This window comes from Tianxiuia mixotrophica (assembly GCF_050596425.1).
Classification (GTDB): Bacteria; Bacillota; Clostridia; order Peptostreptococcales; family Acidaminobacteraceae.
In genome coordinates, this window is the sequence record NZ_CP192292.1 from 1547453 (window position 1) to 1566032 (window position 18580).

The following is an 18580-nucleotide window of genomic DNA, read 5'->3' on the forward strand; positions in this document are numbered from 1 at the left end:
ACTTTGTAAGCACTCGAATAAATAAGAAGGTGATCTCTTGAAGAAAATAAAAGAATTCTTGGATCAAAAATTGGGATATGTACTCATCTTGCCAGCTATTATTTTCATATTACTCTTTTCCATCCTCCCAATTCTTGAATCGACGAAATATGCCTTTTTCGACTTTCAGTTGAATGATCAGCAAAAGTCAGGCCTCTATTTCAATGAAAGATATAATTTAGATTTGGTAACAGAAACATATGAGTATTTAGACTACTATCTAGACACAGAACTGGACGTTGTTGAGTCTGAGGATGCTTCAGAATATATAGGAAGCATGCGAGAGACTCTGGGGAAACAGCTTGAAAGCATAAGTGGGATCTTTGGCACAAATACGGGGATTGTAGAAGTGGATACCGCCACTCATGATGCCCTAAAAGAGATGGACACCAAGGCTTACAGCATGCTTGATGAACTTTATGCAAAAGATGAGCCCTTCATTTTAGAAGAGGATATATACGCTGTGGCTTCAGAACTGGACACAGCTTACGTTTCCCCTAACTTTGCAGGTCTTGATAACTTTGAGACTATAATGTCAGACGACCGTGTGAAAAGTGCCCTGATGATTACAATCATCTTTACAGTGGGGTCTGTAACACTGGAACTGATTTTAGGCCTGGTCCTTGCATTGATTATGAACAAGGCTATGGTCGGTCGTGGGATGATTAGAACCATGTCGCTTATTCCTTGGGCCATTCCAACTTCCGTGGCTGCGCTTATATGGGCTTATTTGTACAATGGGTCAAACGGAATCGTGGCTATGTTACTGGCCAAAATGGGAATTTTAGAGAGCTCGGCAGACTTATTGCTGTCTGGTTCCAGTGCACTAACAGCTGTTGTTATGGCAGATGTATGGAAGACAACACCATATATGGCACTCCTTCTTCTTGCAGGACTCCAAACCATACCGGGAAGTTTGTATGAAGCCGCATCCATAGACGGTGCAACAAAATGGCAGCAGTTTATCAAGGTCACATTGCCCCTTTTAAAGCCGTCCATCATGGTTGCCCTCTTGTTTAGAACCCTAGACGCCTTTAGGGTCTTTGACTTGATTTGGGTCTTAACCGGAGGCGGTCCTGGGGGCAAGACGGAATCTATATCCATCTATGCCTATAAGGCTATGTTTGCTCAAACACGCTTTGGCTATGGATCAGCGGTGGTTCTTGTGATGGCTCTTATTGTTGGCCTCATTTCATATGCCTATATTAAATTGTTGGATGTTAAGCTTGTATCAGAAGAGAGGTGATCCCATGCAAAAGAAGAATACAAAATATTTATTTTACACGGCGATCGCACTCTATTTATTCATAATAATCTTTCCATTTATATGGGTGCTGATTACGTCATTTAAACCTGAAACGGAAATATTCGGTGCCAATGCCCTTAAAATTGTAGCCGATCAACCAACACTGGAACACTATACAGCCTTGTTTAGAGCCAATATCTTAAATGCCTTAAAGAACAGTTTGATTATATCTTGTATAACAACAACCTATGTCACTTTTGTAGCGGCATTTTGTGCATACTCTATAGCAAGATTGCAATTTGTAGGGAAAAGACTCCTGCTGGCTGTGGTTCTGGCAACATCTATGTTTCCTCAAATGATAGTGGTAGGTCCTATTTATAGAACCTTTGTAAATTTAGGATGGACAAACTCCTATATGATCACTTTGCCCTATTCCATGATATCCTTGCCTGTGGCTATATATATTTTAGTCACACACTTTGCCAAGGTTCCTAAAGAAATGGAAGAGTCGGCATTCATGGATGGGGCATCGAAGTGGGAAACCTTTATAAAAATCATATTGCCACTGGCCATGCCTGGACTATTCACTTCGGCGATTATTACCTTCATAGGCGTATGGAATGAATTCCTCTTGTCCCTGACACTGAACTCAGATGCAAGTTATCACACAGCCCCTGTAGCCATTTCGTATTTAAGAGGGCAGTTTGAAATATTCTGGGGTCAGGTCACAGCGGCGACGGTAATCGTAACCATTCCGACCCTTATAATCGTAATTTTATTCCAAAGACAAATCATTTCTGGTTTGACTTCGGGCGCAGTAAAAGAATAGGAGATACAAATCATGTGGCAATACCAAAACAATGCCCTGGAGATGAAGCAACTCCTTGTCGATGAAAGCCTGTTCACCCTGGCCAATGGTTATTTGGGCGTGAGAGGGTGTTTTGAAGAAGGCTATGACACGGAAGCTTCCACCATTCGAGGCACATATATAAATGGCGTTTATGATACACTGCCAGTCACCCATCCAGAGAAACTATATGGTTTTCCGGATTTCCAAGACAAGCAACCCAATTTAGTGGATTTGCAGTCAATTTACATTGAACTTGATGGGGAGCGGGTCAGCTTATTTTCAGGCGCTCATGAGAATTACAAAAGAATATTGCATCTTGATAAGGGCTATACTGAACGGACCTTTAGCTACACGACTAAGCAGGGAAAAAGAGCTGAGATATCTATTAAAAGACTGGTATCCTTGCGAATAAAAGAGTTGTTCGCCCAAGAGGTTGAAATTAATTATCCTGGACAGATTAATATTGTCAGCTCTATGAAGACAAATGTGACAAATTATACTGATCCCAAGGACCCGAGAGTTGCGAGCGAACATGCCCAATTGCTTAATATTAAGAGCGCTGAAATAAAAAACACAGGGATGCTTTCTTCTTTTGAAACAGTGCACTCAAAAATCAACCTTGCTTGTGGATCTACACACAAGGCCGTGAGTTTGCCAAAAGTTACAGTGAAGAAAAATCCTGTTCATTCCGATGAGGCAGGCGTTTACAGCCTCATGTTCTCAGGACAGGAGAGGCTCAAGCTATTGAAGCATAACGTCTATTCAGATGGCATTCGGGAAGATAACCCACTTAAACGAGTGGTGGATCTTCTTGATGAAGTGGTGGACTTGTCCTTTGATGCCCTTCTTGATCATCAGATCGAGCATTTGAAAAAATACTGGGATACTTCAGACATTGTCATAAGAGGCAATGACATGGATCAACTGTCGATCCGCTTTAATATGTATCAGTTGTATCAGTCGGTTGGGAGAGACCGCTACAGCAATATATCTGCCAAGGGCCTTTCCGGTGAAGGGTATGAAGGACATTATTTTTGGGATACAGAAATCTATGTCCTGCCAACATTCCAGTTAAGCCAAAACAATATAGCAAAGAATTTGTTGATGTACAGATACAATCAACTGGACGCAGCGAGGGAAAGGGCCAGACAACTGGGCCATAAACGGGGCGTTAAATTCCCTTGGAGGACAATATCAGGAATAGAGTGTTCCGCATATTATCCAGCAGGTACGGCTCAATATCATATAAATGGTGATGTCGCCCATGCCTTCATTCAACATTATATCTTTGGTGAAGACCTTGACTTTATGAAAGACTATGGGGCTGAAGTGCTTCTTGAAACGGCAGTTTTGTGGCTTGAAATAGGACACTTTCATAATGATCTGTTTAAAATTGATGCTGTGACAGGTCCTGATGAATACACAGCCATAGTCAATAACAACTACTACACAAATGCCCTAGCAAAACATAATTTGGAATGGGCTGTTAAAATCCATGACCTGTTAAAAGCAGATGACCCTCATGCACTGGAAGACCTTTTAAAAAGGCTGGACATTCATAAAGAGGATATTGCTAAGATGGATGAAGCGGCAAAAAAAATGTTTTTGCCTCATGATGATGCCCTGGGTATAGACATGCAGGATGACAGTTTTTTAAGTAAAAAAGTTTGGGATTTCGAAAAGACACCGAAGGATCATTATCCTTTATTGCTACATTACCATCCTTTAACCATATACCGCTATCAAGTTCTAAAACAGCCTGATACAGTGCTTGCACACTTTTTACTGGAAGAATACACAGATCTGGAAACAATGAAAAAATCCTATGATTACTATGAAGAAATTACCACTCATGACTCGTCACTTTCGCCATGTATATATGGCATAATGGCCTCAAGGGTGGGCTACAGGGAAAAAGCTTATAAGTTCTTTGGCGATGCCTTAAAACTGGATCTGAAAAACACACATGGCAACACAAAAGATGGTCTTCATATGGCCAATTTAGCTGGCTCGGCCCTATCTATGATATATGGTTTTGCGGGACTCCGGGTTCAGGAGAAAGGCATTGGTTTGAGACCCTGGTTGCCTGATGTTTGGAAGGGGTTTGACTTCAAAATTGTCTTTAAGGGTCGGACGTTAAAGATACAGATCGATGAAAGACTCAGGATTGATCTTTTAGAGGGGCAACCGCTAGAAATCGAAATTTATAACAAGAGGGTTGAAGTTAAGGACACTCTTGTGGTTGACCTCAAGTCGTAATTGACAAGAAGTTTTATATCAAACTATAATAAGGGTATGAAAATAGACAACACATTATCACTTGTTAGCAATTTGAGGGAGTCCATTAATAGGGCCCTTGTTAAAGAAATGAACACACAGGGCATTGAAGGGCTTGTCACATCACATGGTGACATACTTACGAAGTTGTTTAAGCATGGAGAGTTGCCAAAGAGTCAAATCGCCGTGAGTATTCAAAAGGATAAGTCGACTGTGACAACTCTAATCAACAAACTTATCAGCCTTGATTATGTTCAGACAAGAAAAAACCCTCAAGACAGCAGGTCCATACTGGTGTCTCTTACAGATAAGGGGCGTGCTTTAAAACCAAGTTTTATGGAAATATCAGAACGTGTTTTCGAGGCCCTGTTTAAAGATATTGATGAAAGGGAGAAACAGGCTTTTAGAAAGACTCTAAAAAAAATGCTTGAAAACATGGAGGCTTACTAAATACCCCCTAAATTAAAGACTATGAATTAATGCTTGTGCATATTTTGGTTTTAAAAAAGAAAACCGCTGAAAGAAATTTCAGCGGTTTTTTTATGCAGTGGACGTCTATTTAAGTGCATTGAGAATGTTCATTGCATACTTAATCGTGTAGTCAATTTGTGCGCTTACCTGTGGCCAGAAACGGTCCTCGGTGATGCCCGTAACGACAGAATGATCATAACATAGGTATCCCACAGCTTGGGTGTAGGCATCTTCAATCATGTCCTCATCTAAGAAATAGTTTGATTTCTCCTGAGTCACGTCATCGTTAAGATCCATATTCATTGCCAGTAGGGTTCTAAAGAACATATGGGTCATTTCCTCTCGGGTAATAACCTGGTTGGGATTGAATTTTCGGTCAACTGATGCTGACACAATCCCATACTGGAAGGCTCTTATAGCAATTTCATCGTCGGTATCAGTGAATATGCTATGCTGGAAATTTCCCGCAACTTCGGGCATATTTAAATCATAAACATCTAAGCAAAGTTTAGCCATTTCAATTCTTGTGATCCCTCGTCGATAGTTTGTCTTGAAAGCATCTTGAATAAGATTTAGGTTATCAGCTTCATCAAGGGCGATAAGGGTTTCATTAGAAGGTCTTTTATTGGCATCGAGTGAGGTGTAATCTTCTTTTAGCGCCTTTATAAGCTCACTTTGGTCCTCTTTTTTCACTTGATCACTTTGTTCAACAAGGGCCTCCTGAGCAATAGGCTCAGACGATTCAATGACTTGACCATGGTTGTCATAAAGCCTTAGTTCAGATGTCTTACCATCGGCATATACAACCATTGTGTCTTCTAGTTCGCCATCAAAAGAAGTCACTTTAAATTCAATGCGTGATACAAAATTTGCTTCAATGGCCCTGTCATTATTCGTTGTTCGAGCCACCCTAAGGGTGTTGAAATTACGGTCAGTGAGTTTGCTAGAAGCTTCAGTAATGTCAATATAATGGTCAATATCCACTACTTTGCCATCGCTATCATGTGTTTCTGATGTCTTTTTAAATGTCTTAAATGTGTTATAGCGAATAGAGCTGTTTCTTCTCTCTCGTTCTAAATTTTCAAAGGCTTCACTTTCTTCTTTGTATTCACCAGAATTCAAAAGATCTTTTAAACTTGTACGGCGCTCATCTTCAAAGGCCATTTCGGTTTCAACAAAATCATAAGGAATACTGATGCTTGTGATTTCAATTTTATAGTCTGAATCGAGAACACTTTTATAACCATAGAGTAGATCTTCTTTTGCAATAAAATAGGGTAGGGGCTCATACTTCATATTGAGTCCGATTACAGCATAAGAAGGGAGTTCAATCTTTTCAGCCATATCTTGGATCTCAACAGGTATTGTGTCAAAATGATTGCTGTCTTTTGTCTCAATGCGTATAATGGCATCGCCAGCGGCCTTGCCTTCGAACTCTCCATCATCATTAATAGAAATGAGCTTTGTGTTGCTTGTAGACCAGTCCACGTCATCCACTAAGATTTTTGATGAGAGGGAAGCCTTTTTTAAGATGTGATCAAGTTGTCCGGTCTGACCCCTATAGATCACAAATCGACCACTTTCCTTATCTCGTATAAGTGTATCTTCAACAATGTCAACAGCTTTTAAGTTTGATTTAACTTCAAATGTTGTTTTAACAGAAATATCATTTTCGGTAGAGACAACAAAAGTGTACCGGCCTTCGTCATAGCAGGTGATTTCAAAATATCCGTCATTCTTGCGAACATCACTGTCACCGCCATACAATTCGTAATCAATTCTATCCTCAGTGGTATCAAGGGGTTGAAGTGAGTATTCCAGCATAATGGTTTCCCCTGCTTGAAGCGTGTCAGTGTGTTCGCCAAGTCTTATGCTTATGGGTTCAATCACAAGTTCTCCATTATATACAGCGCTTACAAGGGCTGTTTTTGAATGGTCACCATCCACTGAAGTGGCTGTTATATTGACCATGCCATCTTTTTTTACAGTGATGAGGCCACTTGCATTGACTGTGGCAATTTTGCTATTGCTGGACTTCCATTTTATTTCATTATTCAGTGGGGTTTGCCCTTCAAGTCTTGGTATGAGCTGGGCAGTTAACTGATAAGTGTTTTGAGGGGTATCGATTGTGATTCGGTTTTCAGAAAGTTCGATATCCTTCACCATAGACTCGACAGTTATTTTATGGGTGTCAGATTGCTCCCCATCCAGGGTGTAAACTGTCACATAGCCTGTTCCAGGCTTTATGCCTTCGACCAGACCCTTTTTGCTTACTGATATATGGTCAGTGGATTTCCAGTAGACATCTTTTTCAAAGGCGTTCTCTGGAAGAACTTTGGCACTTAATTGAGCGGTTTCACCGACGAGAAGGGTATCGACACCATCTTCAATGGTGACACCATAGACCACTTTTTCGACGGTCACTTGCTTAAAATCTTTTCTGTGACTGTCCTTGGTTTCTACATAAACATAGGCAGTGCCTTCACCAACCGCTGTGACCACGCCAGACTTGTCGACTTTAATGACTTTTGCATCCGAGGTGGAGTATGTAACGTCAGTCACTAGGGGGGCATCTAGGTTGGGGACCGGCTGAACGATATAATCGGTTGTCATGGTTTCGCCAACCTCCATATCGTTTTTGGGAAGAATAAGTTCAACAGATTGCACAGTCGGTTTTACACTGATGTAAACACTGCCCGCATGAACAGATGCACCATAATTAGATTCATAAGTAACAGTTGCAAAGCCTTTGTCAACGGCTGTGATTATACCATCTTTAACAGTTACAATAGATGAATTAGACGAAGTCCACTTGATGTCTTCATCGAGTTCTTCGTCATTGTCCTCATATAGTTTGGCACTTAGGCCTAAGCTTTCGCCTACATAGAGCTCATAAGTGGTTAGTTCCCCAAAACTTGCCACAGGAGCGATCATAAGCAGTATCAAAAAAATAAAAGTCAATCGGTACTTCATTTCACACCAGCCTCTCATTAAAATGAGTATTTTCTCTATTTATCCTATGGATTGAATATACCATAACTGGAGACTTTTTTACAGATTGTCTGTTATATTGAAATGAAAAGGAAATCTTACTCTAAGAGCCTGTAATCTCAAAGGCGCCGGCAATCAAAAACTTTTATGTGAAAGGAACGGAGGATTGTTAATCCAGGCGCTTGCAAAATTACAGATATAACCCCTTGCTATACCGTATATAGAATTAATAATTCTTAAATCTCTATATATGGTATAGCAAGGGGCTTGAATGATATTTTCAAGTTGCTCAATCGATATGCTCCAAGGTCGTCATTCGTTAAACATCCATTATTAAGCAACCATATATGGTAAATAGGTGGTCAAATTTTGTAATTTTACAAGCGTCTCATAAAAAATTGTGCTAAAATTATGGAACATATATAAGAAAAGGGGCATGACAATGAAGACAAAAAAGTGGATCACAGGACTTTTAATTTTAACAATTTTGATTGGCGTATCTGGGTGTACTAAAATTCAGAGTCAAATCAAAGATTTCAAAGCTGAAACCATTGGACTGGCAAGGACATTTTCTGTCTATGATGATTTCGGAAATGTCACTATGACCGTGAGTGGCAAGAACACAGACATACAGCCATCAGAAGTTGAAAATGTCTTGCTTATAACAATCGATGGAAGCACATGGCAACATGTTGGATCATCCATGGTGGCTGCCGAGCAGGGCCTTGAAAACATAGTCAACACTTATGAGTTAAAAACAGAGATTGACACATCGGGGGATGCCAGCTTGTTCACAGGCTTAGACAGAAAGGTCAATAATTTTATGGCAGGTATGACTGGCCTGGATAGGGTTCTGATTGTAAAAAATCAGTCTGGCGTTATTGTGGGCGTTTATGAAGGCAACAAGGTCTTTGTAGAAGACAGTTCGCTTCCAAACACGACGAAAATACTGATAGACGGCAAACGACTTCATATCTATCGTTCAGATTTTGAAATATTTGAGCAAAAAATGCTCCAGTAACCATTTTATAAGTTCATAGAGCGGTAGGGTCTAGTCAAAACGACTAGACCCTTTATTTGTTTTCTTAGCTCAAAGCCTTAAAATGATTTCAAATAGCACGAAACAGCCTATATTTAGACCGATTCCTTATCAATTAGATTTAGAAAATATGGTATACTCGTTAAGGCATTCGACAAGATGCTACAATTTTTGCTTTATGGGGGAACATAGTAAACAGTATGAGGTGTGAGAATGTCATTTATTAGAAATATGAAACTCAAAAGAAAAATGATGTTTGGATTTTCTATGTCTATTGTGCTGATGTTAATTGCTCTTGGCTTTGCCATATTTGGATTATCCAGTAACAATGAAGATGTAAAAATGGTGAACATAATATCAGAGGAAGCCAACATGGCTGCCTTAATTCAGAAGGAACTTCTTGAAAGTCAGAAGGTTTTTAAAACCTTTCAATTAACGGGAGATGTCAATCTTCAGCATCAGTTCACAAGTCATAAAGACAACATGATGCGATATTTACAATCACTTAAAGAGATAAACGTGAACGAAGAGCGTAAGGCTTACATTTCTGATTTAGAAGTGGCTATGTATGATTACAGCGATGGTTTTGCCTTTTACAAGACCCTGGATGAATCGCGACTCGACCACTATGAGACAGTGGGACAATATGGGGTCGATATTATTGAAGCCCTACGCCGAATGTCGAATACAGCCCATGATCTATCTGAAGAAGAAGTGCAAATGAATGTTGGAAAGGGGCTTGAAAGTATTTTGCTCGCTCGACTGAGCGCGATGAAATATTTTACGTTTCATGAAGAGGCGGATTATCAAGCTTATCAAGAAGCCTTCAAGAGCCTAGACGATCATATTGAAAATCTTTCCGTGGTACAGAGAAATTTGAATTATAAATCAGATTTTGCTCTTGCAAAAAGAAATACAGGTCTTTATGGAGAGGGCATGATCTCCATCCATAACATCATTGTCAAATTAGATGACCAAATTGATTTAATGGAAACAAAAGAAGTGGAAATCAGTGATGCCATTACAAAAATTGGACGATCAGTCTTGAATGAACAAAGTCAGTTTGAGACAGCCGTAGAAAAGAAATTTACGACCTTTACATCCATGGCCATGTTCATATCCCTTGTGGCCATTCTTGTGGCAACGGGCATAGCTTCCTGGATACTGCGTTTGGTACTCGTTCCAATAGAATCGCTTAGGAAGACCTTTGAAAGCATCTCTAGTGGCGATGTGGATATGAACTTCAGACTTTCAGAATCCAGCGAAGATGAAATTGGTCTTATGGCGAGAGCCTTTAACAAATTTATGGTTAACCTCAAAGCCATTATGGATGATGTCAATTATCAAAACTGGTCAAAGACAGCGCAAAATGAGTTGACCAGTATTATTAGGGAACAAGAAGACATGGTTGCCTTGTCTCAAAATGTGCTTACATATCTTTGTCATTATATCAATGCCCAAGTTGGGACCCTGTATCTGTGTTCAGAAAAGGATGATCTATCACTTGTGGCCACATATGCTTATAAAAATAGAAAGGGCTTACAGGAAACCATCTCATTTGGAGATGGACTTGTTGGACAAAGTGCCCTTGAAAAGAAGACGTTTATCATTGAAGAGCTTCCAGAGGACTATATGGCTGTTCAATCAGGTCTTGGAAGTTCGCAACCTACAAGTATTGCAGTTGTACCATGTGTTCATGAAGGACAGGTCAGATGTGTCATTGAACTGGGAACACTAAGTCCCATGACGCAAAAGGAACTGAAATTGTTAGAGCTTCTCAGTGAGAGCATTGCTATTGCCCTTCATTCTACTGATGTGCGAATAAAAATGAAAGAACTCCTTGATAAAACAGTTCACCAATCAGAAGAGCTCCAAATGCAACAAGAAGAGTTGCGCCAAAGCAATGAGGAACTTGAAGAACAGACTCGTGCTCTAAAGACATCTGAAAAGAGATTGCAGACCCAGCAAGAAGAACTGCGGGTTTCCAACGAAGAGCTTGAAGAAAGAACCAAGCAGTTGGAAGAACAGAAGAAGGTGCTTGATGGCAGCAACAAAGAACTCATATCAAAACAAAGAGAAATTATGGAGAAGGCTGAAGCCTTAGAACTGGCCAACACATATAAATCGGAGTTCTTGGCCAATATGTCTCATGAACTAAGAACACCGCTTAACAGCATACTGGTTCTTTCACAGCTTTTATCAGATCGTGATGATGAAAGCCCACTGACTCAAAAAGAAAAAGAGTTTGCCCATACCATTAACACATCAGGACGTGACTTATTAACCCTTATCAATGACATTCTTGATTTGTCAAAAGTTGAAGCGGGACATTTGGACATTCACGCAGATAAGATAATGTTAGAAGACCTACTGGCGGAAAGTGAAAATATGTTTTCCACGATGGCTGACATGAAATCAATAGAGTTTAAAACGAAGCTTGGTGATGGATTACCAGAATCCATCGTTTCTGATGTGATTCGAATCCAGCAAATTATAAAAAACTTGGTTTCCAATGCCATTAAGTTTACAGACAAAGGAGAAGTGACCCTTGTCCTAAGACGACCAAGTGATGAGGAATGTGCCATGACCCATGTTAGCCATGATCAGCATATTGCTATAGAAGTCGCTGATACAGGTATAGGCATAGCTAAAGATAAGCAACACCTTATATTTGAAGCCTTTAGGCAAACAGATGGCACCACCAGTCGAAAATATGGCGGGACGGGACTCGGCCTAACCATATCAAGAGAGCTGGCTCACTTACTCGGGGGGCGGATTCTTCTCGAGAGTGAAGAAGGTTCAGGCAGTCAGTTTGTACTGCTCTTACCGATGACCCCGGATTATAAAGAAGATAAATCTTTGATAGTTGAAAGGGATAAAAGGGAAAACACAATCGCCGCTGACCTTGAAGCATTCGGTCATGAGCAACATGTAGACCAAGGTGCAAAACTTCTTATTATAGAAGATGATGAAAACTTTGCTAATATCTTATCGGACCTATCAGAAGAAAAGGGCTTTGATTGTATTACAGCCCATACTGGTCAAGACGGTCTAAAAATGGCTCGTGAAATGGGTCCGTCAGCCATTATACTTGACCTGGGACTTCCAGATATGGATGGTATGGATCTTGCAGAAAAGTTAGGAGAACTTGAAGAAACAAGGCATATACCAATTCATATTGTTTCTGGTAAGGATCAAGAGGATGGCAGTATGCCAAGTAGTGTTATTGGTTTTTTAAAAAAGCCAGTGGAAATTAAAACAATATATCAAACCCTATCGAAAATAGAATCTGTTTCTAAGAGCGACTTTAAAAAGCTTTTGGTTGTGGGCCACTGCGGTGGAGATAACTTTGAGCAGTTTAGCAAGCTGGGACATGTAGATGTTCGAAAAGTCGAAACGGGAAGAGAAGCCCAGCAGTGTCTGGATGAGGAAGTCTTTGAGTGTCTTATTTTAGATATTGACCTAGAAGATATGGGGGCTGAGACATTCCTTGCAGGCCTCTCAAAATCCTTTGGTCATGTTCCTGTAATTATATATTCTGAGCTGGAAATTGACATTTCACGGCTTGAAGGGATAAATGAATACACAGACAATATCATTTTAAAAAGCCCAAAATCTGAAGAAAGGCTGATTGATGAAGTGTCCTTGTTCCTTCATGGTATGAGTCAAACAAGGGATGTCAATGAGGTTGTTCATACAAGCCGTTCCGCTGGTGTGTTGAAATCACAGATAGGACTCACAAGTAAGAATCAGACCAGCGATGCATTCGATGAACAAAAAATCTTAGTGGTTGATGATGATGACCGCAATGTTTTTGCCCTAACGAATGTTTTGAAAAAACATGGGCTTGAGGTTGTGGTTGCAGACAATGGTCTGGACGCCATTGAAGCCTTAAAGAAAAATCAAGACATCGACTTGGTTTTAATGGACATAATGATGCCCAAAATGGATGGCTATGATGCTATAAGAGCAATTCGTCAATTGGATCAGGGAAAAGACATTCCAATTATCGCCCTGACAGCCAAGGCTATGAAAGATGATCGTGATAAATGCGTGGCGGCAGGGGCTAACGACTATATGACTAAGCCTATTGATATTCAAAAGCTCTTGTCACTACTGAAAGTGTGGATGGTATAAATGTCAGAAAATACAGGGATTATGTCCACGGAGGATATCGAAATTCAGTTGATTCTCGATGCAATGGCGCTAAAGTACGGTTATGATTTTAGAGAATATTCTAGGGCACATATGAAACGACGCATAAAAAATCGTCAAATTATGGGCGGTTTTGAGTCCATTTCGGCCATGCAACACGAAATACTGACGAATAAGACATTTTTTGATAAAATTCTACCTGACTTCTCAATAAATGTGACGGAAATGTTTAGGGACCCAGAAGTATTCGCTTTTATTCGTAAAGAGGTGGTTCCCCTCTTAAAGACATATCCGCAACTAAAAATATGGCATGCTGGTTGTTCTTCCGGTCAAGAAGTTTATTCACTGGCAATTTTATTAAAGGAAGAAGGCCTTTATGACAGGTGTCAAATTTACGCAACCGATTTTAACGACAAAATCTTACAAAAGGCAAAATATGGCATCTATCCAATAGATGTCGTCAAGCAGTACACAAAAAATTATATTGCGGCAGACGGAAAAGAGTCTTTTTCCGACTACTATATAGCGAAGTATGAATCAATTATTATGGATCAGTCACTCAAGAAAAACATTATATTTGCCCAGCATAACCTCGTCACAGACCAGGTTTTTGGACAAATGCACTTTATCATTTGCAGAAACGTTCTCATTTACTTTAACAATGTTCTCCAGTCAAGGGTCCTTGATCTTTTTAGGGCCAGTCTTCGCTCAGGCGGTATGTTATGTCTTGGCACAAAGGAGACATTAAAAGAGGAAAGTGTAAATGCATTTGATGTGTATAATAAAGAGTTTAGACTGTACAGAAAGAAGATGGTGAGATAAGGCATCTTTAGCGAACATCTGTAAAAAAATATAAGTTGGTTCCGTACAGAAAAATCTGCAAATATATACAGATGCAGATATTGGTGTGAAAGAACATACGAGTACTTGGAGACACAAAATGACAAATGAAAAAGTAGATATACTCATTGTAGATGATATTAAAGAAAATCATCTTGTTATGGAAAGTGTCCTTGCAGATGATGAACTCAATCTGGTAAAGGCGTTGTCAGGGGAAGAAGCATTGACACTCTGTATGACCCATGCCTTTGCTGTGATTTTGATGGATGTTCAGATGCCGGGCATGGATGGATTTGAAACGGCTGAAATCCTGAGGAGCATTGAGAAGACGAAGAATATTCCTATTATATTTGTCACAGCTATTAGCAAAGAGAAGACTTCAATTTTTAAAGGGTACGAAATAGGTGCTGTAGACTATCTTTTCAAACCTATTGATCCAATAATTCTAAAAAGCAAGGTCCGCATTTTTAAAGACTTGCACATTCAAAAGAGAATTATTGAAAGACAAGCGGAAGAACTGCATTACAAAGTTCAAGAGCTCACTGAAGTTCAAGAGGAGAAGGACCGACTTGAATACCTAAGCATGGAAGATGCACTGACAAAGACATATAATAGGCGTGGTGTTGACAAGCTGTTATCCATGCACTGGAAAAATTGCATTCGTTACGAGTTGCCCATGTCAGTGATTATGTTGGATCTGGATAATTTTAAGAACTACAACGACAATTATGGACATATAGAAGGCGATGTGGTCTTAAAGTCCATTTCTTCAGCCCTTCGGGACACAATGTATCGGCCAGAAGATTTTGTAGGACGATATGGGGGGGAGGAGTTCCTTGTCGTTATGCCAAATACGCCCAAAGGGGGTGCCGTATCAGTGGCAAAAAGGATAAAAAATGTTGTGGAAGATCTTAATTTGAACCACGATTACAATGATACTCATGGCAAGGTCACAGTGAGTATGGGTGTTGCAACGACAAGCCCATCCGAGGAAGCACCAATCATTGAAATCATCGAACGGGCAGACCAAGTTCTGTACAAAGCGAAGAAGAATGGTCGAAATACGTTTGAAACAATTGAATATTAGTCTATGAAATAAGGCCCTACAAGTTTGAAAATGACTTGTAGGGCTTTTTTTAGAGGTCCTATAGCATTGACAGGTAAGAGGAAAAAACGCATACTATATGAGAATGATTATCATGTGCAAAATTGGATTATGAGGCAAATGGAGAGGGAATATGAATAGTTGTGGCGGTTGCAAGAACTGCAAAAAAGGTTTTTATGATGATGTCATACACTGCCTTGTCAGTGCACTTGACTATAGAGACCATTATACAAAGGGACACTCTGGCCGTGTGGGAGATATAGCTTTTGAACTGGCTGACATAATGGGAATGGATGAAAATATGAAAGAGTTGATTCATATTGCAGGCCATCTACACGACATCGGAAAAATAGGCATTGCTGATCAAATTCTCCTCAAAAAGGGTGCCCTAACTGAGGTTGAATGGGGCATTATGAAAAAACACCCGCAAATAGGAGCAGATATAGTGGAGAAAGCCAGTTCATTAAAGATGGTAGGTCAAATCATTTTACAGCACCATGAACGTTGGGATGGAAAGGGCTATCCTAATGGGTTAATTGGTGATGAAATACATATAGCAGCTAGAGTGATCGCCCTATGTGATACTGTCGATGCCATGGCATCGAGGCGTCCCTATAGAGAAAATTTTGATTGGGAGCAAATTTATAGGGAAATAAAATCATGCTCTGGCACACAGTTTGATCCAGGTCTTAGTCCATACATGGATGACTTGATCAGGTTGTTTAAAAGATACAATTCGCATCGAGTGGATGCTTCACATGCTAAATTCGGGTGAAAGGTCCTCAAATTTGGTAAAATGGTTCATGTGGAGGGATCTTTTATGAAAGAGTCAGAAATGTATGCACCGCTCAAAACATTTTTAGAAAATGAAGGCCACACCGTACGGGCTGAAGTTAAAGATGCAGATATTGTTGCCATAAAAGGTGATGAAATGATCATTGTGGGAATGAAGACGAATTTTAGCTTGAAGTTTGTTTATCAGCTGGTGGAAAGACAGAGGCTAAGCGACAAAGTTTATGCAGCTGTTTTGGTCAATTATAAAACCAGGTGGGGCAAGTCTTTTCAAAACATGTCAAAACTTTTAAAACGCTTAAGTTTAGGCCTTATAGTGGTTTATGTGAAGAAGAACGGTATTTTCGTCGAAAAAATATTTGAACCAGAATTTCATAGATACAATCGCAGCCATAAAAAAGAAGAAAGTCTAAGAACAGAATTTGAGTCAAGGACAGGTGACTTTAATACAGGTGGTGTTACAAGAAAAAAATAATGACATCCTACCGCGAAAAAGCCATACAGATTGCTTATGTACTTGAAAATGAAAGCTGTCTGAGTATCAAAGAAATAAAAAAACGTACGGGTATAGAAACCGCGGCTTCCATACTTCAAAGAAACCACTATGGCTGGTTTATTCGGGAGCGAAGAGGGGTCTATAAAGTGACAGAAAAAGCAATGGAAGAAATAGTAAATTTTAAAACTTATTATGATGCTGTAAAAACCAATGACAGAAGGACACAATAAAAGTATAATGGGATTGGTTGAACCCAAAGTGTGAATCAATTAAAACGTAAGGAGTGACTTAAATGACTAGAATTAACGTAAAGCTGGATGTTGTTGAAGCCATGCTGTTTTTCTGGAAGGCAACAAGTGAAAAGGAAAAGGTCGGCGAGGCTTATATGAATGACATAACAAGCTATGAAGCCATGCAAGCCCTGTATACGGACGAGTTTAGCCCAGAAGCGGCTAGGGCTGTTCTAAGTGCGATTTCCAACAGAGAAATGCTGAATACAACTTGCAAGAAGTCCCGTAAGTTCTGGAATAACAACATGTGGATGATGGAAGATCTTGAGTATACAGACATGATGGTGGCACCACTGAAGCAACTCAATTTAGATGATCTTGCTGAAGAGATATCTGGAAAAAATGGTCCTGAGACAATTGAAGTTCATTTCATTCCAGGACATCATGACGTTTACTATAAGGCAGACAATAAAGTTATCATAAATTTCTTTAGAGTCAAGCCTGACTTAATGGATGAGTCCATTGTTACGATTGAAGATATGCCGCTAAAAGATTTCGTTGCTGAAAAAGTAAAGGAACTTTTATAAGCCTGTTACATATTCGCATTATGAAGAGAACAAATGAATAGAACCATTAAGAAAGTCCCAAAAGAGCCTTTAATGTGCTCAGTTTTGGGACTTTTTTTGATTAATTATAAAAATTCTATACCTGTGTGTTATGCCTTTTCAAAGCCTGACGTTTAGACAACCATGTCTTAATGACTCGACCTATGGAAGTTGTGGAAATAATGGCACTTGCTATGGCAATAGCCACTAAAAATGTTTCAAGACCTGATTGAAGGGCGGCCTGATAGTCATTTTCCACACTTTTTAGCATTGCATAATATAGGCCGTATCCAGGAACTAGGGGAATGATACCAGGGACAACAAAAATGGTACCTGGTTCCTTAAAAATTCTCGCAAACACTTCACCCACTATGCCAACCACAAAAGCGCCTACAAAGGCAGAAAAGACCATGGAATCAAGAAGATTTTGTGAGTAAACATAAGCCAGCCATCCAAGTGCGCCCCCGACGCCAGAGTGCATTATATTTTTTTTAGGAATATTAAATAAAACGGCAAACCCTATGGTACATAAAAATGCATAAAGTCCAGTCAAAAGCATTATAATACACCTCCTGTAATGAGCAAGCGAAGATGGAGTATGGTTCCCACACCTAGGGCAATAGCAATGGCGATACCAAAAGCTTCTGAGAGTTTAGAAACACCAGAGACAAAGTCGCCAGAAATGGTGTCTCTAAGAGCATTTGTAATAGCAACCCCGGGAACAAGGGGCATAACAGCACCGATAATAATAATATTAATATCAGGGTAAATACCAAAATAAGAAAACGCATCTGTAAGAAGCATTGCCAGTAGAGTGTTGACCATGCCTCCACCTAGATTTTTCAGGAAGAAGGCTTTGGTTTTCTTTGAAATCTGGTGGACGGTGAACATCACCATAAAACTCGTGATAAATGAAAGCATTGCTTCAATGGCATTGCCACCATAGATCACTGAAAAGAAACCACCGGCAATACCACCCGCGCAGTACTGTAATAGGGGCGGGAAATGAGGAGCCTTCCTTATTTGCTGGAGTTGCTCAATGGCTTCCTCGTAGGGGATGTCAGAATTCACATAAGTCCTTGAAAAGTCATTGACCATTGAAATGATATGCAAATCTATAATGCTTGATCGCAAGCGACGAACATATGAAAAATCCTTGTCCTCAAATCTGCATGACAGAAAAATACCTGTTGGAATCGTAAAGCCATGAACATCTGTAAGGCCACGTGATTTACAAATGATCTCTATGGTTTCCTCGACACGATAGGTTTCAGCACCATTCTCCAGCATTATTTGTCCAGCCAATATGGCAATGTCCAGGACTTGTCGAGTTGTATCTTTTGTTAACATTAGAAAGCTCCTTTATTCATGATACAATCTATACCCAAAAAGACTGCATTTCAGTCTAGCACATGAATCTTCAAAATAGAACAAGAAAAATGCA

13 protein-coding genes and 1 pseudogene are annotated in these 18580 nt (G+C 39.8%); 11 read left to right on the plus strand and 3 right to left on the minus strand.

The annotated features are described in order from the left end of the window. The first annotated feature begins 58 nt into the window (after nt 1–58). Genes ACQ4KW_RS06745 through ACQ4KW_RS06760 form a run of 4 tightly spaced genes read left to right on the plus strand, consistent with a single transcriptional unit; the run spans nt 59 to nt 4862 of the window. On the plus strand, nt 59–1285 hold the full coding sequence (locus tag ACQ4KW_RS06745; RefSeq protein WP_430885770.1) for a carbohydrate ABC transporter permease: 1227 nt from the start codon (nt 59–61) through the stop codon (nt 1283–1285). Between the two features lie 4 nt (nt 1286–1289). Then, nucleotides 1290–2114, plus strand: coding sequence for a carbohydrate ABC transporter permease (locus tag ACQ4KW_RS06750; protein ID WP_430885771.1), 825 nt, complete (start codon nt 1290–1292; stop codon nt 2112–2114). Between the two features lie 12 nt (nt 2115–2126). Beyond that, on the plus strand, nt 2127–4394 hold the full coding sequence (locus ACQ4KW_RS06755; RefSeq protein WP_430885772.1) for a glycoside hydrolase family 65 protein: 2268 nt from the start codon (nt 2127–2129) through the stop codon (nt 4392–4394). Nucleotides 4395–4430: 36 nt separating this feature from the next. Next, nucleotides 4431–4862, plus strand: coding sequence for a MarR family winged helix-turn-helix transcriptional regulator (locus ACQ4KW_RS06760; protein ID WP_430885773.1), 432 nt, complete (start codon nt 4431–4433; stop codon nt 4860–4862). A gap of 105 nt (nt 4863–4967) precedes the next feature. On the opposite strand, the gene ACQ4KW_RS06765 is transcribed toward ACQ4KW_RS06760, so the two are convergent. Next, nucleotides 4968–7856, minus strand: a complete 2889-nt coding sequence (locus ACQ4KW_RS06765; protein WP_430885774.1) for an Ig-like domain-containing protein — start codon at nt 7854–7856, stop codon at nt 4968–4970. A 460-nt stretch (nt 7857–8316) separates the two neighbouring features. On the opposite strand from ACQ4KW_RS06765, the gene ACQ4KW_RS06770 reads away from it, so the two are divergent. From ACQ4KW_RS06770 to ACQ4KW_RS06800, 7 genes and pseudogenes are all read left to right on the plus strand, one after another. Next, complete coding sequence (locus ACQ4KW_RS06770; protein WP_430885775.1) at nt 8317–8895, plus strand: DUF5052 family protein; 579 nt, start codon at nt 8317–8319, stop codon at nt 8893–8895. A gap of 231 nt (nt 8896–9126) precedes the next feature. After that, nucleotides 9127–13050 carry a response regulator gene (locus tag ACQ4KW_RS06775; RefSeq protein ID WP_430885776.1) on the plus strand — a complete coding sequence of 1308 codons (3924 nt, stop codon included), beginning with the start codon at nt 9127–9129 and terminating at the stop codon, nt 13048–13050. Next, complete coding sequence (locus ACQ4KW_RS06780) at nt 13051–13890, plus strand: CheR family methyltransferase (RefSeq protein WP_430885777.1); 840 nt, start codon at nt 13051–13053, stop codon at nt 13888–13890. Nucleotides 13891–14008: 118 nt separating this feature from the next. Further along, nucleotides 14009–14995 (plus strand): GGDEF domain-containing response regulator, encoded by a 987-nt coding sequence (locus ACQ4KW_RS06785; protein WP_430885778.1) that lies wholly within the window; start codon nt 14009–14011, stop codon nt 14993–14995. Between the two features lie 151 nt (nt 14996–15146). Beyond that, nucleotides 15147–15788, plus strand: a complete 642-nt coding sequence (locus ACQ4KW_RS06790) for an HD-GYP domain-containing protein (RefSeq protein ID WP_430885779.1) — start codon at nt 15147–15149, stop codon at nt 15786–15788. A gap of 294 nt (nt 15789–16082) precedes the next feature. Further along, a pseudogene (locus ACQ4KW_RS06795) lies at nt 16083–16531 on the plus strand (DUF2161 family putative PD-(D/E)XK-type phosphodiesterase). A gap of 62 nt (nt 16532–16593) precedes the next feature. Beyond that, nucleotides 16594–17118, plus strand: a complete 525-nt coding sequence (locus ACQ4KW_RS06800) for a hypothetical protein (protein WP_430885780.1) — start codon at nt 16594–16596, stop codon at nt 17116–17118. A 115-nt stretch (nt 17119–17233) separates the two neighbouring features. Here the strand turns inward: ACQ4KW_RS06800 and ACQ4KW_RS06805 are convergent, their stop codons facing one another. Both ACQ4KW_RS06805 and ACQ4KW_RS06810 read right to left on the minus strand, forming a co-directional pair. Next, nucleotides 17234–17695 carry a threonine/serine exporter family protein gene (locus tag ACQ4KW_RS06805; RefSeq protein WP_430885781.1) on the minus strand — a complete coding sequence of 154 codons (462 nt, stop codon included), beginning with the start codon at nt 17693–17695 and terminating at the stop codon, nt 17234–17236. After that, nucleotides 17695–18486 carry a threonine/serine ThrE exporter family protein gene (locus ACQ4KW_RS06810; RefSeq protein ID WP_430885782.1) on the minus strand — a complete coding sequence of 264 codons (792 nt, stop codon included), beginning with the start codon at nt 18484–18486 and terminating at the stop codon, nt 17695–17697. The genes ACQ4KW_RS06805 and ACQ4KW_RS06810 overlap by 1 nt, the downstream gene beginning before the upstream one ends. Nucleotides 18487–18580 lie beyond the last annotated feature (94 nt).